We start from the raw sequence: 14326 nt of genomic DNA, 5'->3' as shown, positions 1-14326 counted from the left end.
TTTCGAGAATCTTGCGGTGGTCCGGGGAGGCCACGATGTTCATGCTGGCTCGAAGTCGCCGTGGATTGCGGCGATCGCCTTCTCGCCAAGGCCGGCCTGTCTGGCGAAGTCCGGCCAGTGGTCGAGGGCGGTGCGAACCTCCTTGAGCGCGTCTTGCGGCCTCCGGACGCCGAAGCGGTCGGCCTCGGCCAGCAGATCGGCACGCGTGATGCCCGCGAACCGGCCGTTGACGCTCAACAGGTGCTGATACGTCCATTCGCCCCTGGGGTTGTGGGCGTGGGTCACGTCGTAGGCCGGGGCCAGCTCCCAGGCGCCGCCCTGCTGCAGGCGGAAGGCGAAGTTCTTGCTGTGGTCGTCACAGTTCTTCGCCATGACGTTGAAGGCCATGCGACGGAAAGCCTGGCCGATGGCGTCGTCGCCCAGGTCGAGCCGGGCGATGGTGATGAAGAGCTGGGCATAGGCGTGCGTGGCCCGCTGCTTGTAGTCGAGGTGACTCATGGCGCAGAGCGTCTGGACGTGGTGCTTGATGCTCTGGCCGTCGACCACGTCGCGGTCGAAGCGGCGGGTCATGAAGTGGGCACGGCCGCTTTCGAGCAGCAAGCGGCAGGGGGACATGTGGATGCCGGCGGCTTGCGCCATCAGGTGATAGGCATATTCGATGCGGCCGTAGGCGGCCCCGCCAGCCGGTGCGCCAAGCTCCAGGTCGTTGCCGACGCCATCGAACTTGAGCAGCCAGTGCTCGAAACCGGGTGCGGCGTCGAACTGGCCGCTGCGAATCTGCTGCGTCTTCGGGTTCCAGGCAACGACGGACTTGGCGCGCGCGCCACCGGCGGAGGTGCCAACCCGGATGATGTTGGCCAGGGCAGCCTGCGCCTGCACATCGCCAGTGAGGTCGCCGTGCACCACCCGGCGGGCTGCCTCGACGAGGTTCTTCATCTGCAGCGGCTCGGCGCTCTCGCGATGCGCACCGCGCGCCGGCCTGAACTCGAGCGCGCCCATGCCGCGCCTGCCCATGTAAGCCAGGCGGTCGAGCGTGGTGACGGCCGATCTGTCGACACCCCGGGCACTCATCCAGGCGTCGATCAAGGCATTGCCGAAGGCATCGGGCAGGGCATCGGCAAGGAGCCCCGGCAAGCGTCTGTAGCTGGGTTCGGCAAGCTCCGGAAAGGCAAAGCTCTGGCGGGTGTCCTGCAGCGGCATGGTCAATGGCGCCAGTTCGATGCCGGTCTTCCGCCAAGCGGGATCGAAGGCGAAAACGTAACAGCCGAGCCGCGGATCGGGCGCCACTGCGCCGACACGTTGGCCCCAGAGGCGGACTTCGATGACCGGGGTATCCATCGATCAGCCTTCGTTGAGCGGCTTGCTGACCCACCGGGCGCGCGGCGTCGCACGGATTCGCGCCTTCGGCTTGCGGAGCAGGTCGAGCGGGTTGACGCTGATTTCGGGGGCGAGCATGTCGAGTCCCTGCAGGTGGTCGAGCGCTTTCAAGACGCGCAGCAGGGTCTCGACCGTCGAGCCCCGGCCCGACTCCAGGTTGCGCAGGGCTTTTTCCGAAACGCCGGCTTTCTCGGCCGTGCTGCGCTGATCCAGATTGCGATTCAGCCGCAAGCGCTTCAGGCGCTCGCCCAGGAGTTCCTGGAGTTCGTTCGGGGTTGAGAAACTGTGCGCCGTCATGGATTTCTATAAGAGGTCAAGAAGTGCCGGTAAACTGTGAAATGATCATCAATCGGCACTTTTCGACCGTCATTTTACAACTCCACAGGCTTGCCGGGAAGTCTTCCCATCACTGCCGTTCGGACGTCGGCCAGGCAGGCGTCGCGACGCTGATCGGGTCCTTCGCCCGCTGCCAATGGCTGGCCTGCCGTTCGGCTGGCCCTTGCCCTCGTCGGGCGAGTACGCGCTGGCGGGCCCGACAAAAAAAGGCCTGCCCCTGGCGGGGGCAGGCCTTGCCGGCGACTCGCCGGCAGCGCCGCTGCGCTGGCTCAGGCCTTCGTGCCGAGCGCGCGCTGCAGTTGCTCGAGGGCGGTCGGGTCCTCGATCGTCGTCAGGTCGCCCGGATCGCGGCCTTCGGCGAGCGCCTGGATCGAGCGCCGCAGCAGCTTGCCGGAGCGGGTCTTCGGCAGCACGGTCAGGAAGTGCACGCGGCTCGGACGGGCGATGGCGCCGAGGCTGTCGTCGACCTGCTTCATGACGGCTTTCTCGAGCGCTGCCGCCAACTCGGGCGTGGCGATGCTGTCGGCGCTCTTGACGACGGCGAAAGCCATCGGCATCTGCCCCTTGAGCTGGTCGGCAACGCCGACGACGGCGACTTCGGCGATCGCGGAGTGGCCCTGGATGGCCTCCTCGATCTCGCGCGTGCCGAGGCGGTGGCCGGCGACGTTGATGACGTCGTCGGTGCGGCCGAGGATGTAGTGGTAGCCATCCTTGTCCTTGATGCCCCAGTCGAACGAGGAGTAGACCTGCGGCTCGCGGAAGAGCGTGAAGTAGGTCGAGACGAAGCGCGCGTCATCACCCCAGACCGTCGACAGGCAGCCCGGCGGCAGCGGCGGCAGGATGCCGACGATGCCTTTCTCGTCGGGATCACAGACCGTGCCGTCCTCGCGGAAGATCTTCAGGTTGTAGCCATAGACCGGGAAGCTCGGCGTGCCGAAGCGGATCTCGGTCTTCTCGACGCCGGGCATCGCCGACAGGATCGGCCAGCCGGTCTCGGTCTGCCAGTAGTTGTCGATCACCGGTCGGCCGAGTTCGCCCATGATCCATTCGTGCGTCGGCTGGTCGAGCGGCTCGCCGGCGAGGAACAGGTGGCGCAGGCTCGACAGGTCGTACTTGTGCATGTACGCCGGGTCGTGCTTCTTCAGGACACGGGCCGCGGTCGGCGCCGAGAACATGACGCTGACCTTGTACTTCTCGACGATCTGCCACCAGATGCCGGGGTCGGGGCGCAGCGGCGTTCCCTCGTACATGATCGTCGCCATGCCGGCGATCAGCGGGCCGTAGACGATGTACGAGTGGCCGACGACCCAGCCGATGTCGGAGGTCGCGAAGTAGGTCTCGCCTTCGTTGCCGCAGTAGATGTTCTTGATCGACGAGGCGAGGGCGACGGCGTAACCACCGGTGTCGCGCTGCACGCCCTTCGGTTTTCCTGTGGTGCCCGAAGTGTAGAGGATGTACGACGGCTCGGAGGATTCGAGCCAGGTGACCGGCACCTCGGCATCCATGAACTGCGCGCGCAGCGTTGCGTAGTCGACGTCGCGACCTTCGACCCTGTTGAAGTCCTTGTCGAGCCCGCGATCGATCATCAGCACCTTGGCCGGCTTGTGCTGGGCGAGCGTGATCGCTTCGTCGAGCAGGTCCTTGTACGGTACCGCCTTGCCGCCGCGCATGCCGGCGTCGGATGAGACCACCAGTTTCGGTGCGGCATCGTCGATGCGCGTCGCCAGCGAGCCGGAGGCAAAACCACCGAAGACGACCGAGTGGATGGCGCCGATGCGTGTGCAGGCAAGCATGGCGAACAGCGCTTCGGCGATCATCGGCATGTAGATCAGGACGCGGTCGCCCTTGCCGACGCCGAGGCTCTGCATGATCGCCGCCGTGCGCATGACTTCCTTCTTCAGTTCGGCGAAGCTGTAGACGACTTCCTGGTCGGTCTCGGTCGAGATGAAGACCAGTGCGCGGTCGTTCGGGCGCTTCTCGGCGTGCCGGTCGACGGCGTTGTAGCAGAGGTTGGTTTCGCCGCCGACGAACCACTTGGCAAACGGCGGCCGGGAAAAATCGAGCACCTTGGTGAACGGCTTGTGCCACGAAACCAGCTTCGCCTGTTCGCCCCAGAACTCCTCCGGATTGTCGATCGAGTGCTTGTGAAATTCCTTGACTGTCGTCATGTGACTCCCTCTCCAAAAAGATGTACCACCTGCACCAATGGTTTTCATGCCTGCCGGGTGTCTTCGGAATCGCGCTCCCGTTCCAGCATGCGTTCACGAATGCCTGCCAGAGGCAGGCCCAACTTCCACTCCCTTTCCAGCAACTCGAGAAAGGGCAGTATTTCCCTGCCGAGCTGCGCCAGATGCGGGACCACTGCATCGGCGTGCCCGGCGCGGATGAGGTCGATCGCGTGCCCGAGCCGGGGCACCGGCGCCCGCGTCTGCGCCTGGTCGACGCAGGCCAGGACCCGGTTGCCGCCCGCCTGGCGGGCCGTCTTCAGTCGCTCGCCCGCCAGCGCGAGCAACGACGTGGCCGATACTGCCCGATCGACCGGCGTGTTGGCGACCCCGACGCTGACGGACAGGGTCAGTCGCTGGCCGTGCACCGCGATGTGGGCGACGGCGAAGGCCTCGCGCAGGCGATTGGCGAAAGCCTCGCACGCCGGATACGGAGTGCCCGGCGAAACGACCGCCAGCTCGCCGTCCGAATAGTGGCCGAGGGTGTCTTCCTTGCGTACCTTCTGCGCCAGTATGCTGGCCAGCCTCTGCTGCAGCTTGCCGGCCAGGTCGTCGCCGTGTTCGATGCGCAGGGCGTCGAAGCGGTCGAAGCCCATGACCAGGATACTCGCCGGAGCGTCGTGCCGAAGGGCATGGGTGAGGGCGCTCGCCGCCTGCAGCTCGATGTGCTGCCGCGTCGGCAGCCCGGTCAGCGGGTGCTGCGCCGGGTTCGTCGCCTGCCGGGCAAGCTCGCTTTCCACCTGCGCAAGATCGATCAGCGTGGCGATGCGCGACAGCAGCTCGTTGCCGTCGATACTGCGGCTGACGAGATCCGACGCCCCGAGCTCGCGCGCCCTCTGGTTGGCCTCCTGGTTGTCACCGGCGATCACCAGGACCGGCATCTGCCGCAGTCGCGCCAGTCGCGAGGCGCGTACCCTGACCAGCAGCCCGTCACCTTCGAGCAGCTGCAGCGTCAGCGAGCAGATCACCAGCTGGATCGAGTGGTCGAGCACGAGGGCCTGCCAGGCAGCCTCGCCATTGACCTCCTCGCGAAAGCCGTAGCGTTCGCGGACACGCTTGATCAGGGCCGCGCGGGCCATGCGCGATTCGTCGACGATCAGGATGCGCGGGCTCTGGGCTGGATCTTCCATCGCGCCTGACGTGTCCCGATCGCTGCTGATCGCCTCAGCTGCCAGCAATGGCGACAACGACGCGGCCATGCGCATGGCCCCGGATGAAGTCATCGAAGACCTGTGGCAGGTCGTCGAAGGCAATGGTGCGCGTCATCTGCTGCAGGTGCTGCGGCCGCAGGTCGCTCGCCAGGCGCTGCCAGACGCCGCTGCGGTACGGCTCGCCGATGTAGCCGGAATCGATGCCGAGCAGACAGGCGCCGCGCAGGATGAAGGGCATCACGGTCGTCTTCAGTTCGTGGCTGGCGGCGAGACCGATGCTGGCGATCGTTCCGCCCTGACGCATCGTGCTTGCCATCCAGGCCAGCACGTCGCCGCCCAGGTTGTCCACGGCGCCCGCCCAGAGTGTCCGGTCGAGCGGCCGGATGCGCGTCGTGTCGAGTTGCGCGCGCAGCATCACCTCGCTGGCGCCGAGCCGCAGCAGATAGTCGCGCTCGGTCTCCTTGCCGGTGAGTGCGGTCACCTGATAGCCGCGCGCGGCCAGCATGTCGATCGCCAGGCTGCCGACGCCGCCGCTCGCGCCGCTGACGACGACCGGGCCCTTGTCGGGCCGCAGGCCATTCTCTTCCATCCGTACCACGCCGAGTGCGGCGGTGAAGCCCGCCGTGCCGAGGGCCATGGCGTCGTGCAGGGACAGCCCGGCCGGCAGCGGCACGACCCAGCGGGCAGGGATGCGGGCATACTCGGCGTAACCACCGTGGTGGGCGACACCGATGTCGAAGCTGGTGGCGATCACCTCGTCGCCCGGCCGGAAGCGCGGGTCGCTGCTGTCGGTGACGGTTCCGGAAAGATCGATGCCGCCGACGCAGGGATAACGACGGATGATCCGGCCAGCACCGGTCGCGGCCAGAGCGTCCTTGTAATTGACGCTCGAGTAGGCGACGCGGATCGTCACTTCGCCGGCATCGAACTGCGCCGCATCCATCCGGATCAGAGAAGCGTGCGTGCGACCGTCGCGGTCCTCGATCAGAAAAGCCTTGAAGGGGTTCATGCGCACTCCATGAAGTGGATCGGTTGCGACGGTTGCGCCTGCGACATCCCGGCAATGGGCTGGCAGAGCGGCGATTATAAACACAAACCATGGTAGGTACGGTCCTCTTCCGAGCGTGCCTGAGCGTGCCTCGTGCCGGCGCCGGCTGCCCGCCTGCGGGCAGAACAGTGGCGTGGACCGATGCCAGCGACAGTGAAGCGGCCAGCGCGGATGCCGCACGATGCTCCCGTGGAGCAGGCGGCCGGCTGCTTTTCTCCTTCGATTGGTGCTCCTGAGTGGCGGCGGTGGGGCGCTTCCGGAGAGCGACATTTGACCAAAGGGGGTTTACAGTGTGACTTTTTTCACATAAATTCCGGTCCCATGCTCAGAAAACATCTCCTCCGCACCGTCTTGAGCGCCGCCCTGCTGAGTACCGCCGGGTTCGGCTCCGTCCACGCCAGCGAAGCGCAGGTGGCACTCGAGGAACCGTCGCTGCTCGAGCGCTACAGCAACAGCGCGCAGGATCTGATCCTCAAGGGCTTCGAGCTGATCGGCATCAACTACCGCTTCGGCGGTACGAATCCGGATACCGGGCTCGACTGCAGTGGCTTCGTCCAGATCGTCTTCAAGGAAGCCATGGGCATCCTGCTGCCGCGCAGCGCGCGCGAGCAGAGCGAAGTCGGTTCGGTGATCGACCGCGACGAACTGAAGGCCGGCGACCTCGTCTTCTTCAATACCATGCGGCATGCCTTCTCGCATGTCGGCATCTATCTCGGTGACAACCGCTTCCTGCACGCGCCGCGCACCGGTGCCGCAATCCGCGTCGACGACATGCGGCAGAGTTACTGGGTGCAGCGTTACAACGGCGCCCGCCGGCTCCTCACGCGCTGATCCGGCTCGCGCCGGAAGTTGCGAAAGCGACGGTGGCCGTCGCTTTTTTTTCGGAACCAACAAGAACGATTCGCATTTACACGCGTGCCGGCCGCTGCTATCATCGGCGCCTGGAAACATGTTCTCATCGCCCACTCCGGAGGCAGCACCATGCACTTCCCGCTCTTGCGTTCCTTCCTCGCCGTCGCCCTGGCCACCGTCTCGCTGGCTGGCGCACAGGCGCAGGAGAAAGTCCTCAACCTCTACTCGGCCCGCCACTACCAGACCGATGAGGCGTTGTACAGCAACTTCACGCGGCAGACGGGCATCACCGTCAAACGCATCGAGGGCAAGGAGGACGAGTTGCTCGAGCGGATTCGCAACGAGGGCGCGAACAGTCCGGCCGACGTCCTGCTGACGGTCGATGCCGCCCGTCTGGCGGTGGCGCACGAGATGGGCCTGCTGGCGCCGGTGCGCTCGAAGCTGCTCGAAACGCGCATCCCGGCGCACCTGCGCACCGACGACTGGTTCGCCTTCTCGCTGCGCGCGCGCGTCATCGTCTACGCGAAAGGCGTCGTCGATCCGCAGACGGTCCAGAACTACGCCGACCTGGCCAACCCGGGGCTGCGGGGCAAGCTCTGTTCACGCTCCGGCTCGCATCCCTACAACCTGTCGCTGCTGGCGTCGATCATCGCGCACCAGGGCGAGGCGAAGGCCGAGGAGTGGGCGCGCGGGGTGGTTGCCAATTTCGCGCGCGCACCCAAGGGCGGCGACACCGACCAGATTCGCGCGGTGGCTGCCGGTGAATGCGGCGTCGCGCTCGCCAACACCTACTACCTGGCGCGCCTGATGCGCTCCGACAAGGCGGAGGACCGCAGGACCAGCGAGCGGATCGGTGTCGTCTGGCCCGACCAGAACGGCAGCGGGACGCATGTCAATGTCTCCGGCGGTGGCATGCTGAAGACGGCGCCACACCGGGAAGCGGCAGTCAAGTTCCTCGAGTACCTCGCCAGTGACGAAGCACAGCGCTACTTTGCCGATGGCAACAACGAATGGCCGGTGGTGCCCGGGGTCAAGGTCGGCAATCCGGCACTCGAGAAGCTCGGCGCCTTCAAGGCCGACAGGTTGCCGGTCGGTTCGCTGGCAACCTACCGCGCCAAGGCACAACTGATTTTCGATCGCGTGGGTCATCGCTGACGGCAGCCAGTGGCGGCGCCGGCGCGCCGTCCGTGTCAGCCGCGGCGACGCGAGATCTGTTGCGAGAGGACGATCAGCGGCAGCAGGCCAACGAGGACGATGGCCAGCGAGACCGGCGCCGCTTCCGCCAGTCTCTCGTCGGCCGCCAGCGTGTAGGCCTGCGTCGCCAGGGTGTCGAAGTCGAAGGGGCGCATCACCAGCGTCGCCGGCAGTTCCTTCATGACGTCGACGAAGACCAGCAGGGCGGCGGTGAACAGGCTGCTGCGCAGGATCGGCAGGTGCACCCGGCGCAGTGTCGCCGTCTGTCCCAGTCCGAGGCTGCGCGCCGCATCGTCCATGCTGTGGGTGATCTTGCCCAGGCTGCTGCCGACGGACTGCAGTGCCACCGCGAGGAAGCGGACGAGGTAGGCGTAGACCAGCGCCGCGATGCCGCCGGTGAGCAGCAGCCCGGGATTCTCTCCCGACCAGTTCTGCCAGGTTGCCGCCAGCCAGTGGTCGAGCCTGGTGACCGGAATCAGCACGCCGACGGCGATGACTGATCCGGGGACGGCGTAGCCGAGGCCAACCAGGCGGTTGAGCGTCGGCGCCACGATCCCCTTCGCCAGGCGGGCGCCGTAGGCGAGAAGGACCGCCAGCGCCAGCGCGACGCAGGCCGTCAGTCCGGCGAGCAGGAAGCTGTTGCGCGCCAGGGTGACGAACTGTGCGCCGACCGGCATCTCGCTGTCGGCCAGCGTCAGCCGCAGCAGCAGGCAAGCCGGCAGGACGAAGCCGATGCCCAGCGGTAGCGCGCAGGCGGCAGTGGCCAGCCCCGCGCGCCAGCCCGACAGCCGTCGCTCGGCGAGCTGACGCCGGCGGCCGGTCGTGTTGTGGAAGCGCGAACGGCCGCGCGAGCGCCATTCGACGAGCAGCAGCACGACGACGAAGGCGAGCAGTGCGGCAGACAGCTGTGCCGCCGCGACGCGATCGCCGAGCGAGAACCACGCGCGGTAGATGCCGGTGGTGAAGGTCTGGACGCCGAAATAGGAGACCGTGCCATAGTCGGCGAGCGTCTCCATCAGGGCCAGCGTCGCACCGGCGGCGACCGCCGGTCGTGCGAGCGGCAGCGAGATGCGGAAGAAGCTCTGCCAGGGCCCGAGACCGAGCGTGCGGGCGGCTTCGAGCATGCCGCCGCTGCGTTCGATGAATGCCGTTCGGGACAGCAGGTAGACGTATGGATAGAGGACGCAGACGAACATCGCCGCCGCTCCCCCGAGACTGCGAATCTCGGGAAACCAGTAGTCTCCCTTGTTCCAGGCGAAGGTGTCGCGCAGCCAGGTCTGCAGCGGACCGACGAACTGCAGGAAATCGGTGTAGACATAGGCCAGGACATACGCCGGCATCGCCATCGGCAGCACCAGCGCCCAGGCGAAGACCCGCCGGCCGGGAAACTCATGCATTGCCGTCAGCCACGCGCTGCTGACGCCGACGACGATGACGCCGATGCCGACGGTGACACACAGGAGCAGCGTGTTGGCAACGTAATCCGGCAGCACCGTCGCCGCCAGATGGGACCAGGTGTCGCCGGTACCGCCGCTGAGGACGTTGCTCAGGACGCTGACGACGGGCATGCCGACGAGCGCGGCAATGGCGACGGCGACAAGGAGCAGGGGGTTGAGGTGGCGGCTGGTCATGGCTCGGCGGGTGAATGAGAATTATAATTGACGGGCCGCTGGTTTCGGGCTCCCTGCCGCCGTCGGCGGCGCGCGGCCGGCGCGGCGCAGGGTTGGTCAACTGATGAGCGGGTTCTGATGGCACAGCTTGAACTGCAGGGCGTCGTCCAGCGCTACGGATCGCATACCGTGGTCGATGCGGTCGGTTTCCGTGTCGAGTCGGGGAGCATCGCCTGCCTGCTCGGCCCCTCCGGCTGCGGCAAGACGACCCTCTTGCGCTGCATTGCCGGTTTCGAGGACATCGTTGCCGGCGAGATCCGCGTCGACGGTGAGGTGCTCAGCCGCGCCGGGTACCGGCTGCCGCCGGAGCGGCGGCGGATCGGCATGGTGTTCCAGGAGTACGCGCTGTTTCCGCATCTGACGGTCGCCGCCAACGTCGGCTTCGGTCTCGCTGCTGCTGCCGGCAGGGAGCGGCAGCAGCGGGTCGATGAACTGCTCGATCTGGTCGGCCTGAGCGGCCATGGCAGGCGCTACCCGCACGAACTTTCCGGCGGTCAGCAGCAGCGCGTGGCGCTGGCACGGGCGCTGGCGCCACGGCCACGATTGATCCTGCTCGACGAGCCGTTTTCCAACCTCGACGTCGATCTGCGCGAGCACCTGTCGCTGGAAGTGCGTGGGATCCTCAGGCGCGAGGCGACGACCGCCGTCCTCGTGACGCATGACCAGCACGAGGCCTTTGCCATGGCGGATGAGGTCGGCGTCATGGCCGAAGGCCGGGTCGAGCAGTGGGACACCCCCTATCGCGTCTATCACCAGCCATGCAGCCGCTTCGTCGCCGACTTCGTCGGCCAGGGCGTCTTTCTGCCGGGTGTCGTCGTTGACCAGAACCGGGTGCGGGTCGAACTCGGAGTGCTCGAATCGCGCCTGCCGCTCGAATGCAGCCAGGGATGTGCCGCCTGCGGCAAGGGTTGTGGCGTCGAGGTCCTGCTGCGTCCGGACGACGTGGTTCACGACGATCAGGCAGCGCTGCGCGCGGAAGTCCGCCACAAGGCCTTCCGCGGTGCCGAGATCCTGTACTCGCTGCGTCTTGCCAGCGGCGTCGAGGTGTTGTCGCTGGTGCCCTCGCATCACGACCACGCGATCGGCGAGCGGATCGGCATCCGCCTCGACGTCGATCACGTCGTCGCCTTCAAGACGCCGGCCCGGCAAGTGGCCGACGTCCGGCAGCCGATCCGTTTCGCTCGATGATCCCGTGGCTCGAGCGGGGCGCGGCCTTTCCGCCGCTGGAACGGGCATTGCGCGAGCCGAACGGGTTGCTCTGTGCCGGCGGCGACCTGTCGCCGACGCGGCTGCTGACTGCTTACCAGCGCGGCATCTTTCCCTGGTTCTCACCCGGCGAGCCCATCCTCTGGTGGAGCCCGGACCCGCGCATGGTGCTGCTGCCGACGGAGTTCCGCATCTCGCGCTCGCTGCGCCGCTGCCTCCGCTCGGGGCGTTTCCAGGTGCGGCTGGACAGCGATTTCGTGGCCGTCATCCGCGCCTGTGCCGAGGTGCCGCGCGCCGGTCAGGGCGGTACGTGGATCACGCCGGCGATGCAGGATGCGTACTGGAAGCTGTTCCAGCTCGGCATCGCCCACTCGGTCGAGACCTGGCGCGACGGCCAGCTGGTCGGCGGTCTCTACGGACTGGCGATCGGTCGCATGTTCTACGGTGAGTCGATGTTCTCGCTTGCTGCCGATGCCTCGAAGGTGGCCGCCGCCCACCTCGCCCGCTTCCTTGAAGAGGAGCGATTCGGCATGATAGATTGCCAGATGAGCACCCCGCACCTGGCTTCGCTCGGCGCTCGCGAGATGCCGCGGACGATCTTCCTCGAGCGCCTGCGAAGCCTCGTCAGCCAGGCGTGGGAGCCCGGCCACTGGCCGGTCGATGCCGCCGGCCAACCGTGGACCTAGACGAATGTCGCGACTCAACGATTCCAATCTGCCTTTCTCTCTGCTGCAGTTCTACTCGACGGCACCGTATGCCTGCAGCTATCTGCCGGGGAAATCGGCGCGCTCGCAGGTGGCGACGCCGAGCCACCTGATCAGCAGCGAGGTCTATGGGGAACTCGTGCGCGGTGGCTTCCGCCGCAGTGGCGTCTTCACCTACCGGCCGAAGTGCGACCACTGCCAGGCGTGCATTCCGGTGCGGGTGCCGGTTGATCGCTTCGCGCCATCGCGCAGCCAGCGCCGCAGCCTCAGATTGCACGGCGGCCTGCAGGCGCGCGAGTTGCCGCTCGCCTTTCGCGACGAGCACTACCAGCTCTACCTGCGCTATCAGTCGGCGCGCCATGCCGGTGGCGGCATGGACCAGGACAGCCACGAGCAATACACCCACTTCCTGTTGCAGAGCCGGGTCGATACGCGCCTGATCGAATTCAGCGATGCCGGGGTTCTGCGCATGGTGAGCATCGTCGATGTGCTCAGCGACGGCTTGTCGTCTGTTTACACCTTCTTCGACCCGACGCTGCCGGCGGCGAGTCTGGGCACCTACAACATCGTCTGGCAGATCGCCCAGTGCGCGGCCAACGAGCTGCCCTACCTGTATCTGGGTTACTGGATTCGCGACAGCCGCAAGATGGCCTACAAGGCGGGTTTCCGGCCGATCGAAGGGCTCGTCGACGGTCGCTGGCGCGATCTGCCGGTGCAGCCGGGCGGCTGACCGGCGTTCTACGCGCCGCGGCTGCGGTCGTCGGTGCTGCCGGCGATGCTGTTCGCGGCAGCACCCGGCGTCGCCTCCTCGACCGCCAGCACGTCGAGCAGCGACGCCATCGCCTGCGCCGAATGTTCGAGCTTCCTGGCGTCGCCTGTCGGCAGGCTGCCGGCAGCGCACAGGCGGCGGCCGACCTCGACCATGCCGTGTGCGTGCTGCAGCAGGCGGCTGCGGATCGCATTCAGCTTCTGCACCTTGACGATGCTGGCGGCGCGCAGCTCGGTGAGCGTTTCGTCGCGTTCCTCGTCGCCGGTGCTGGCGAGCAGCGCGCGACGTGCGATCAGCTCGTCCATCGACGCCTTCCACCAGCCGAGGAAGGTGGCGCGATGATCGAGCAGCGCGTTCAGCGACTCACCCATGGCATTGATCTCGTTGCGTCCTCCGGCTACGGTCGGGACGCGCTCGGTCGGCGTGCCGTACGCCAGGTCGTCGAGGAGCCCGGCCATCCGGCGCACCGGGCGGACGATGCGGCTGGTGATGCCGAGCGCCAGCAGGGCGGCGAGGAGCAGCGTCGACGCGGCGACGATCAGGCCCAGCCGGACGCTGGCCTGCGCATCGTCGTCGATCTCGCGCGCGCGTCTGACCATGGTCTCGTTGGCCTGCGCGACGTTGGCCTCGATCAGTGGCGCCACCTGGTCGGCGGCGGCGTTCATCTCGGCGGTCAGGGCGGCGATGCTGGCTCGTTGCGATACGAGGACGAGGAAGCTGCGCTGGTAATCGCGCAGCAGGGCCAGCAATTGCGCCTTGTCGTTTTCGGCGAGGGCGGACTCGCCGATCTGCGCGCGGATCGCGCGCGCGATTTCCACCACCATCGGCGGGTAAGACTCATCGCCGCGCAGCAGGAAGTCCTTCTCGCGGCGCCGCAGCTTGAGGATGTTGGTCTCCAGATTGGGTACATAGTGCTCGCGGAGAATCGCCTCGATGCGTTGCGCGGCGTCCCGGAACGGCCCCCTGCCGGCGCCGTCGTAGCCCGGCTTGAGGGCGCTCACGGCGTAGCTGTCGAAGCTCTTCGAGTAGGCCGCCAACTCGGCCAGCAGCTTCTGCCGCGTCGCCGCGGGCAGTTCCGAAGTGTCCACCAGCTGGCGGAACTCGAGCAGCAGCCGGCGCACACTGTCGCGGTAAGCGGCGTCCTGGCGCAGTGCCAGATCCTTCTCGTTGCGGCGAATCTGCAGCAGGGTGGTGAGCAGGCGGTCGACGTTGTACTGCGCCGACAGTTCGTGCAGGCGATGGATTTTCTGCCGGAAGGCGCCCTGGATGCCCGAGTTCTCGTCCAGGCCCATCGCTCGCCACGCTTCGGCGACGGCGGTGAAACGCTGCTGGTAGACGTCCATCAGCGCCTGCAGTTGCCCGGCGGTGCGCTGCGATTGCTCATCGACGGTACCCAACGCGCTCACCTTCTCGCGCATCGCCTGCAGGTGTTGATCGAAGTCCGCGGCGAAGCGCTCCTGATGCAGCAGCAGGAAGCTCTTTTCGGCGTCACGCGCGGCCGCCATCTCGATCTCGATGCCGACGGCGAGCGACTTGCGGACCTCGAAGACCCGCTGCAACTGCTGGTAGTCGTCGATCACCGAGCGCAGCGTCTGGTGGTAGTGCCAGATGACACCGACGAGCAGCAGGCCGACGAGTGCAAAGCCGAGACCGATCTTCTCGCCGATCCGCAATCTGCTCGATAGCTTGTCCACCTGGCGCTCCTGGCGAAAAGGAAGGGTATCGCTGCGGCCCCTGCGCCGCTGTCGGAGACGGTCGGCGAGGACGCCGTCTCTGGCCGGCGGTGACCGCCGT

The 14326-nt window shown here is 67.0% G+C and carries 12 protein-coding genes; 5 read left to right on the top strand and 7 right to left on the bottom strand.

What is annotated here, in order from left to right:
- Positions 1-39 precede the first annotated feature (39 nt).
- The 5 genes from NFW30_RS13615 to NFW30_RS13595 form a co-directional block, all read right to left on the bottom strand.
- Positions 40-1338 (bottom strand): type II toxin-antitoxin system HipA family toxin, encoded by a 1299-nt coding sequence (locus tag NFW30_RS13615; RefSeq protein ID WP_295356235.1) that lies wholly within the window; start codon positions 1336-1338, stop codon positions 40-42.
- 3 nt (positions 1339-1341) lie between these two features.
- A complete protein-coding gene (locus tag NFW30_RS13610; RefSeq protein ID WP_295356234.1) occupies positions 1342-1674 on the bottom strand; it encodes a helix-turn-helix transcriptional regulator in 333 nt (110 codons plus the stop codon).
- A 308-nt stretch (positions 1675-1982) separates the two neighbouring features.
- Positions 1983-3881, bottom strand: a complete 1899-nt coding sequence (locus NFW30_RS13605) for a propionate--CoA ligase (protein ID WP_295356233.1) — start codon at positions 3879-3881, stop codon at positions 1983-1985.
- Positions 3882-3925: 44 nt separating this feature from the next.
- On the bottom strand, positions 3926-5068 hold the full coding sequence (locus NFW30_RS13600; RefSeq protein WP_295356231.1) for a diguanylate cyclase: 1143 nt from the start codon (positions 5066-5068) through the stop codon (positions 3926-3928).
- A 34-nt stretch (positions 5069-5102) separates the two neighbouring features.
- Positions 5103-6098 carry an oxidoreductase gene (locus NFW30_RS13595; RefSeq protein ID WP_295356229.1) on the bottom strand — a complete coding sequence of 332 codons (996 nt, stop codon included), beginning with the start codon at positions 6096-6098 and terminating at the stop codon, positions 5103-5105.
- A gap of 360 nt (positions 6099-6458) precedes the next feature.
- On the opposite strand from NFW30_RS13595, the gene NFW30_RS13590 reads away from it, so the two are divergent.
- Positions 6459-6968, top strand: coding sequence for a C40 family peptidase (locus NFW30_RS13590; protein ID WP_295356228.1), 510 nt, complete (start codon positions 6459-6461; stop codon positions 6966-6968).
- A 150-nt stretch (positions 6969-7118) separates the two neighbouring features.
- Positions 7119-8144 (top strand): Fe(3+) ABC transporter substrate-binding protein, encoded by a 1026-nt coding sequence (locus NFW30_RS13585; protein ID WP_295356227.1) that lies wholly within the window; start codon positions 7119-7121, stop codon positions 8142-8144.
- Between the two features lie 35 nt (positions 8145-8179).
- Here the strand turns inward: NFW30_RS13585 and NFW30_RS13580 are convergent, their stop codons facing one another.
- A complete protein-coding gene (locus NFW30_RS13580; protein WP_295356225.1) occupies positions 8180-9814 on the bottom strand; it encodes an iron ABC transporter permease in 1635 nt (544 codons plus the stop codon).
- Positions 9815-9931: 117 nt separating this feature from the next.
- On the opposite strand from NFW30_RS13580, the gene NFW30_RS13575 reads away from it, so the two are divergent.
- The 3 genes from NFW30_RS13575 to NFW30_RS13565 are packed head-to-tail and all read left to right on the top strand — an operon-like array spanning position 9932 to position 12493.
- Positions 9932-11041, top strand: coding sequence for an ABC transporter ATP-binding protein (locus NFW30_RS13575; RefSeq protein WP_295356224.1), 1110 nt, complete (start codon positions 9932-9934; stop codon positions 11039-11041).
- Positions 11038-11745, top strand: a complete 708-nt coding sequence (gene aat, locus NFW30_RS13570; protein WP_295356222.1) for a leucyl/phenylalanyl-tRNA--protein transferase — start codon at positions 11038-11040, stop codon at positions 11743-11745. The genes NFW30_RS13575 and aat overlap by 4 nt, the downstream gene beginning before the upstream one ends.
- A gap of 4 nt (positions 11746-11749) precedes the next feature.
- Positions 11750-12493: an arginyltransferase gene (locus NFW30_RS13565; protein ID WP_295356220.1), complete on the top strand. Its 744-nt coding sequence runs from the start codon at positions 11750-11752 to the stop codon at positions 12491-12493.
- 8 nt (positions 12494-12501) lie between these two features.
- Here the strand turns inward: NFW30_RS13565 and NFW30_RS13560 are convergent, their stop codons facing one another.
- Complete coding sequence (locus NFW30_RS13560; protein ID WP_295356218.1) at positions 12502-14226, bottom strand: hypothetical protein; 1725 nt, start codon at positions 14224-14226, stop codon at positions 12502-12504.
- Between the last annotated feature and the right edge of the window lie 100 nt (positions 14227-14326).

Source organism: Accumulibacter sp., from assembly GCF_023806635.1.
GTDB lineage: Bacteria > Pseudomonadota > Gammaproteobacteria > Burkholderiales > Rhodocyclaceae > Accumulibacter.
Note: the sequence above shows the minus strand (reverse complement) of the source record. Positions and strands in the feature narration are given on the sequence as shown.

Coding starts and splice junctions, on each gene's coding strand:
- NFW30_RS13590 (WP_295356228.1), top strand. CDS start 6,459: ATGCTCAGAAAACATCTCCTCCGCACCGTCTTGAGCGCCGCCCTGCTG.
- NFW30_RS13600 (WP_295356231.1), bottom strand. CDS start 5,068: ATGGAAGATCCAGCCCAGAGCCCGCGCATCCTGATCGTCGACGAATCG.
- NFW30_RS13615 (WP_295356235.1), bottom strand. CDS start 1,338: ATGGATACCCCGGTCATCGAAGTCCGCCTCTGGGGCCAACGTGTCGGC.
- NFW30_RS13595 (WP_295356229.1), bottom strand. CDS start 6,098: ATGAACCCCTTCAAGGCTTTTCTGATCGAGGACCGCGACGGTCGCACG.
- NFW30_RS13580 (WP_295356225.1), bottom strand. CDS start 9,814: ATGACCAGCCGCCACCTCAACCCCCTGCTCCTTGTCGCCGTCGCCATT.
- aat (WP_295356222.1), top strand. CDS start 11,038: ATGATCCCGTGGCTCGAGCGGGGCGCGGCCTTTCCGCCGCTGGAACGG.
- NFW30_RS13575 (WP_295356224.1), top strand. CDS start 9,932: ATGGCACAGCTTGAACTGCAGGGCGTCGTCCAGCGCTACGGATCGCAT.
- NFW30_RS13610 (WP_295356234.1), bottom strand. CDS start 1,674: ATGACGGCGCACAGTTTCTCAACCCCGAACGAACTCCAGGAACTCCTG.
- NFW30_RS13565 (WP_295356220.1), top strand. CDS start 11,750: ATGTCGCGACTCAACGATTCCAATCTGCCTTTCTCTCTGCTGCAGTTC.
- NFW30_RS13605 (WP_295356233.1), bottom strand. CDS start 3,881: ATGACGACAGTCAAGGAATTTCACAAGCACTCGATCGACAATCCGGAG.
- NFW30_RS13585 (WP_295356227.1), top strand. CDS start 7,119: ATGCACTTCCCGCTCTTGCGTTCCTTCCTCGCCGTCGCCCTGGCCACC.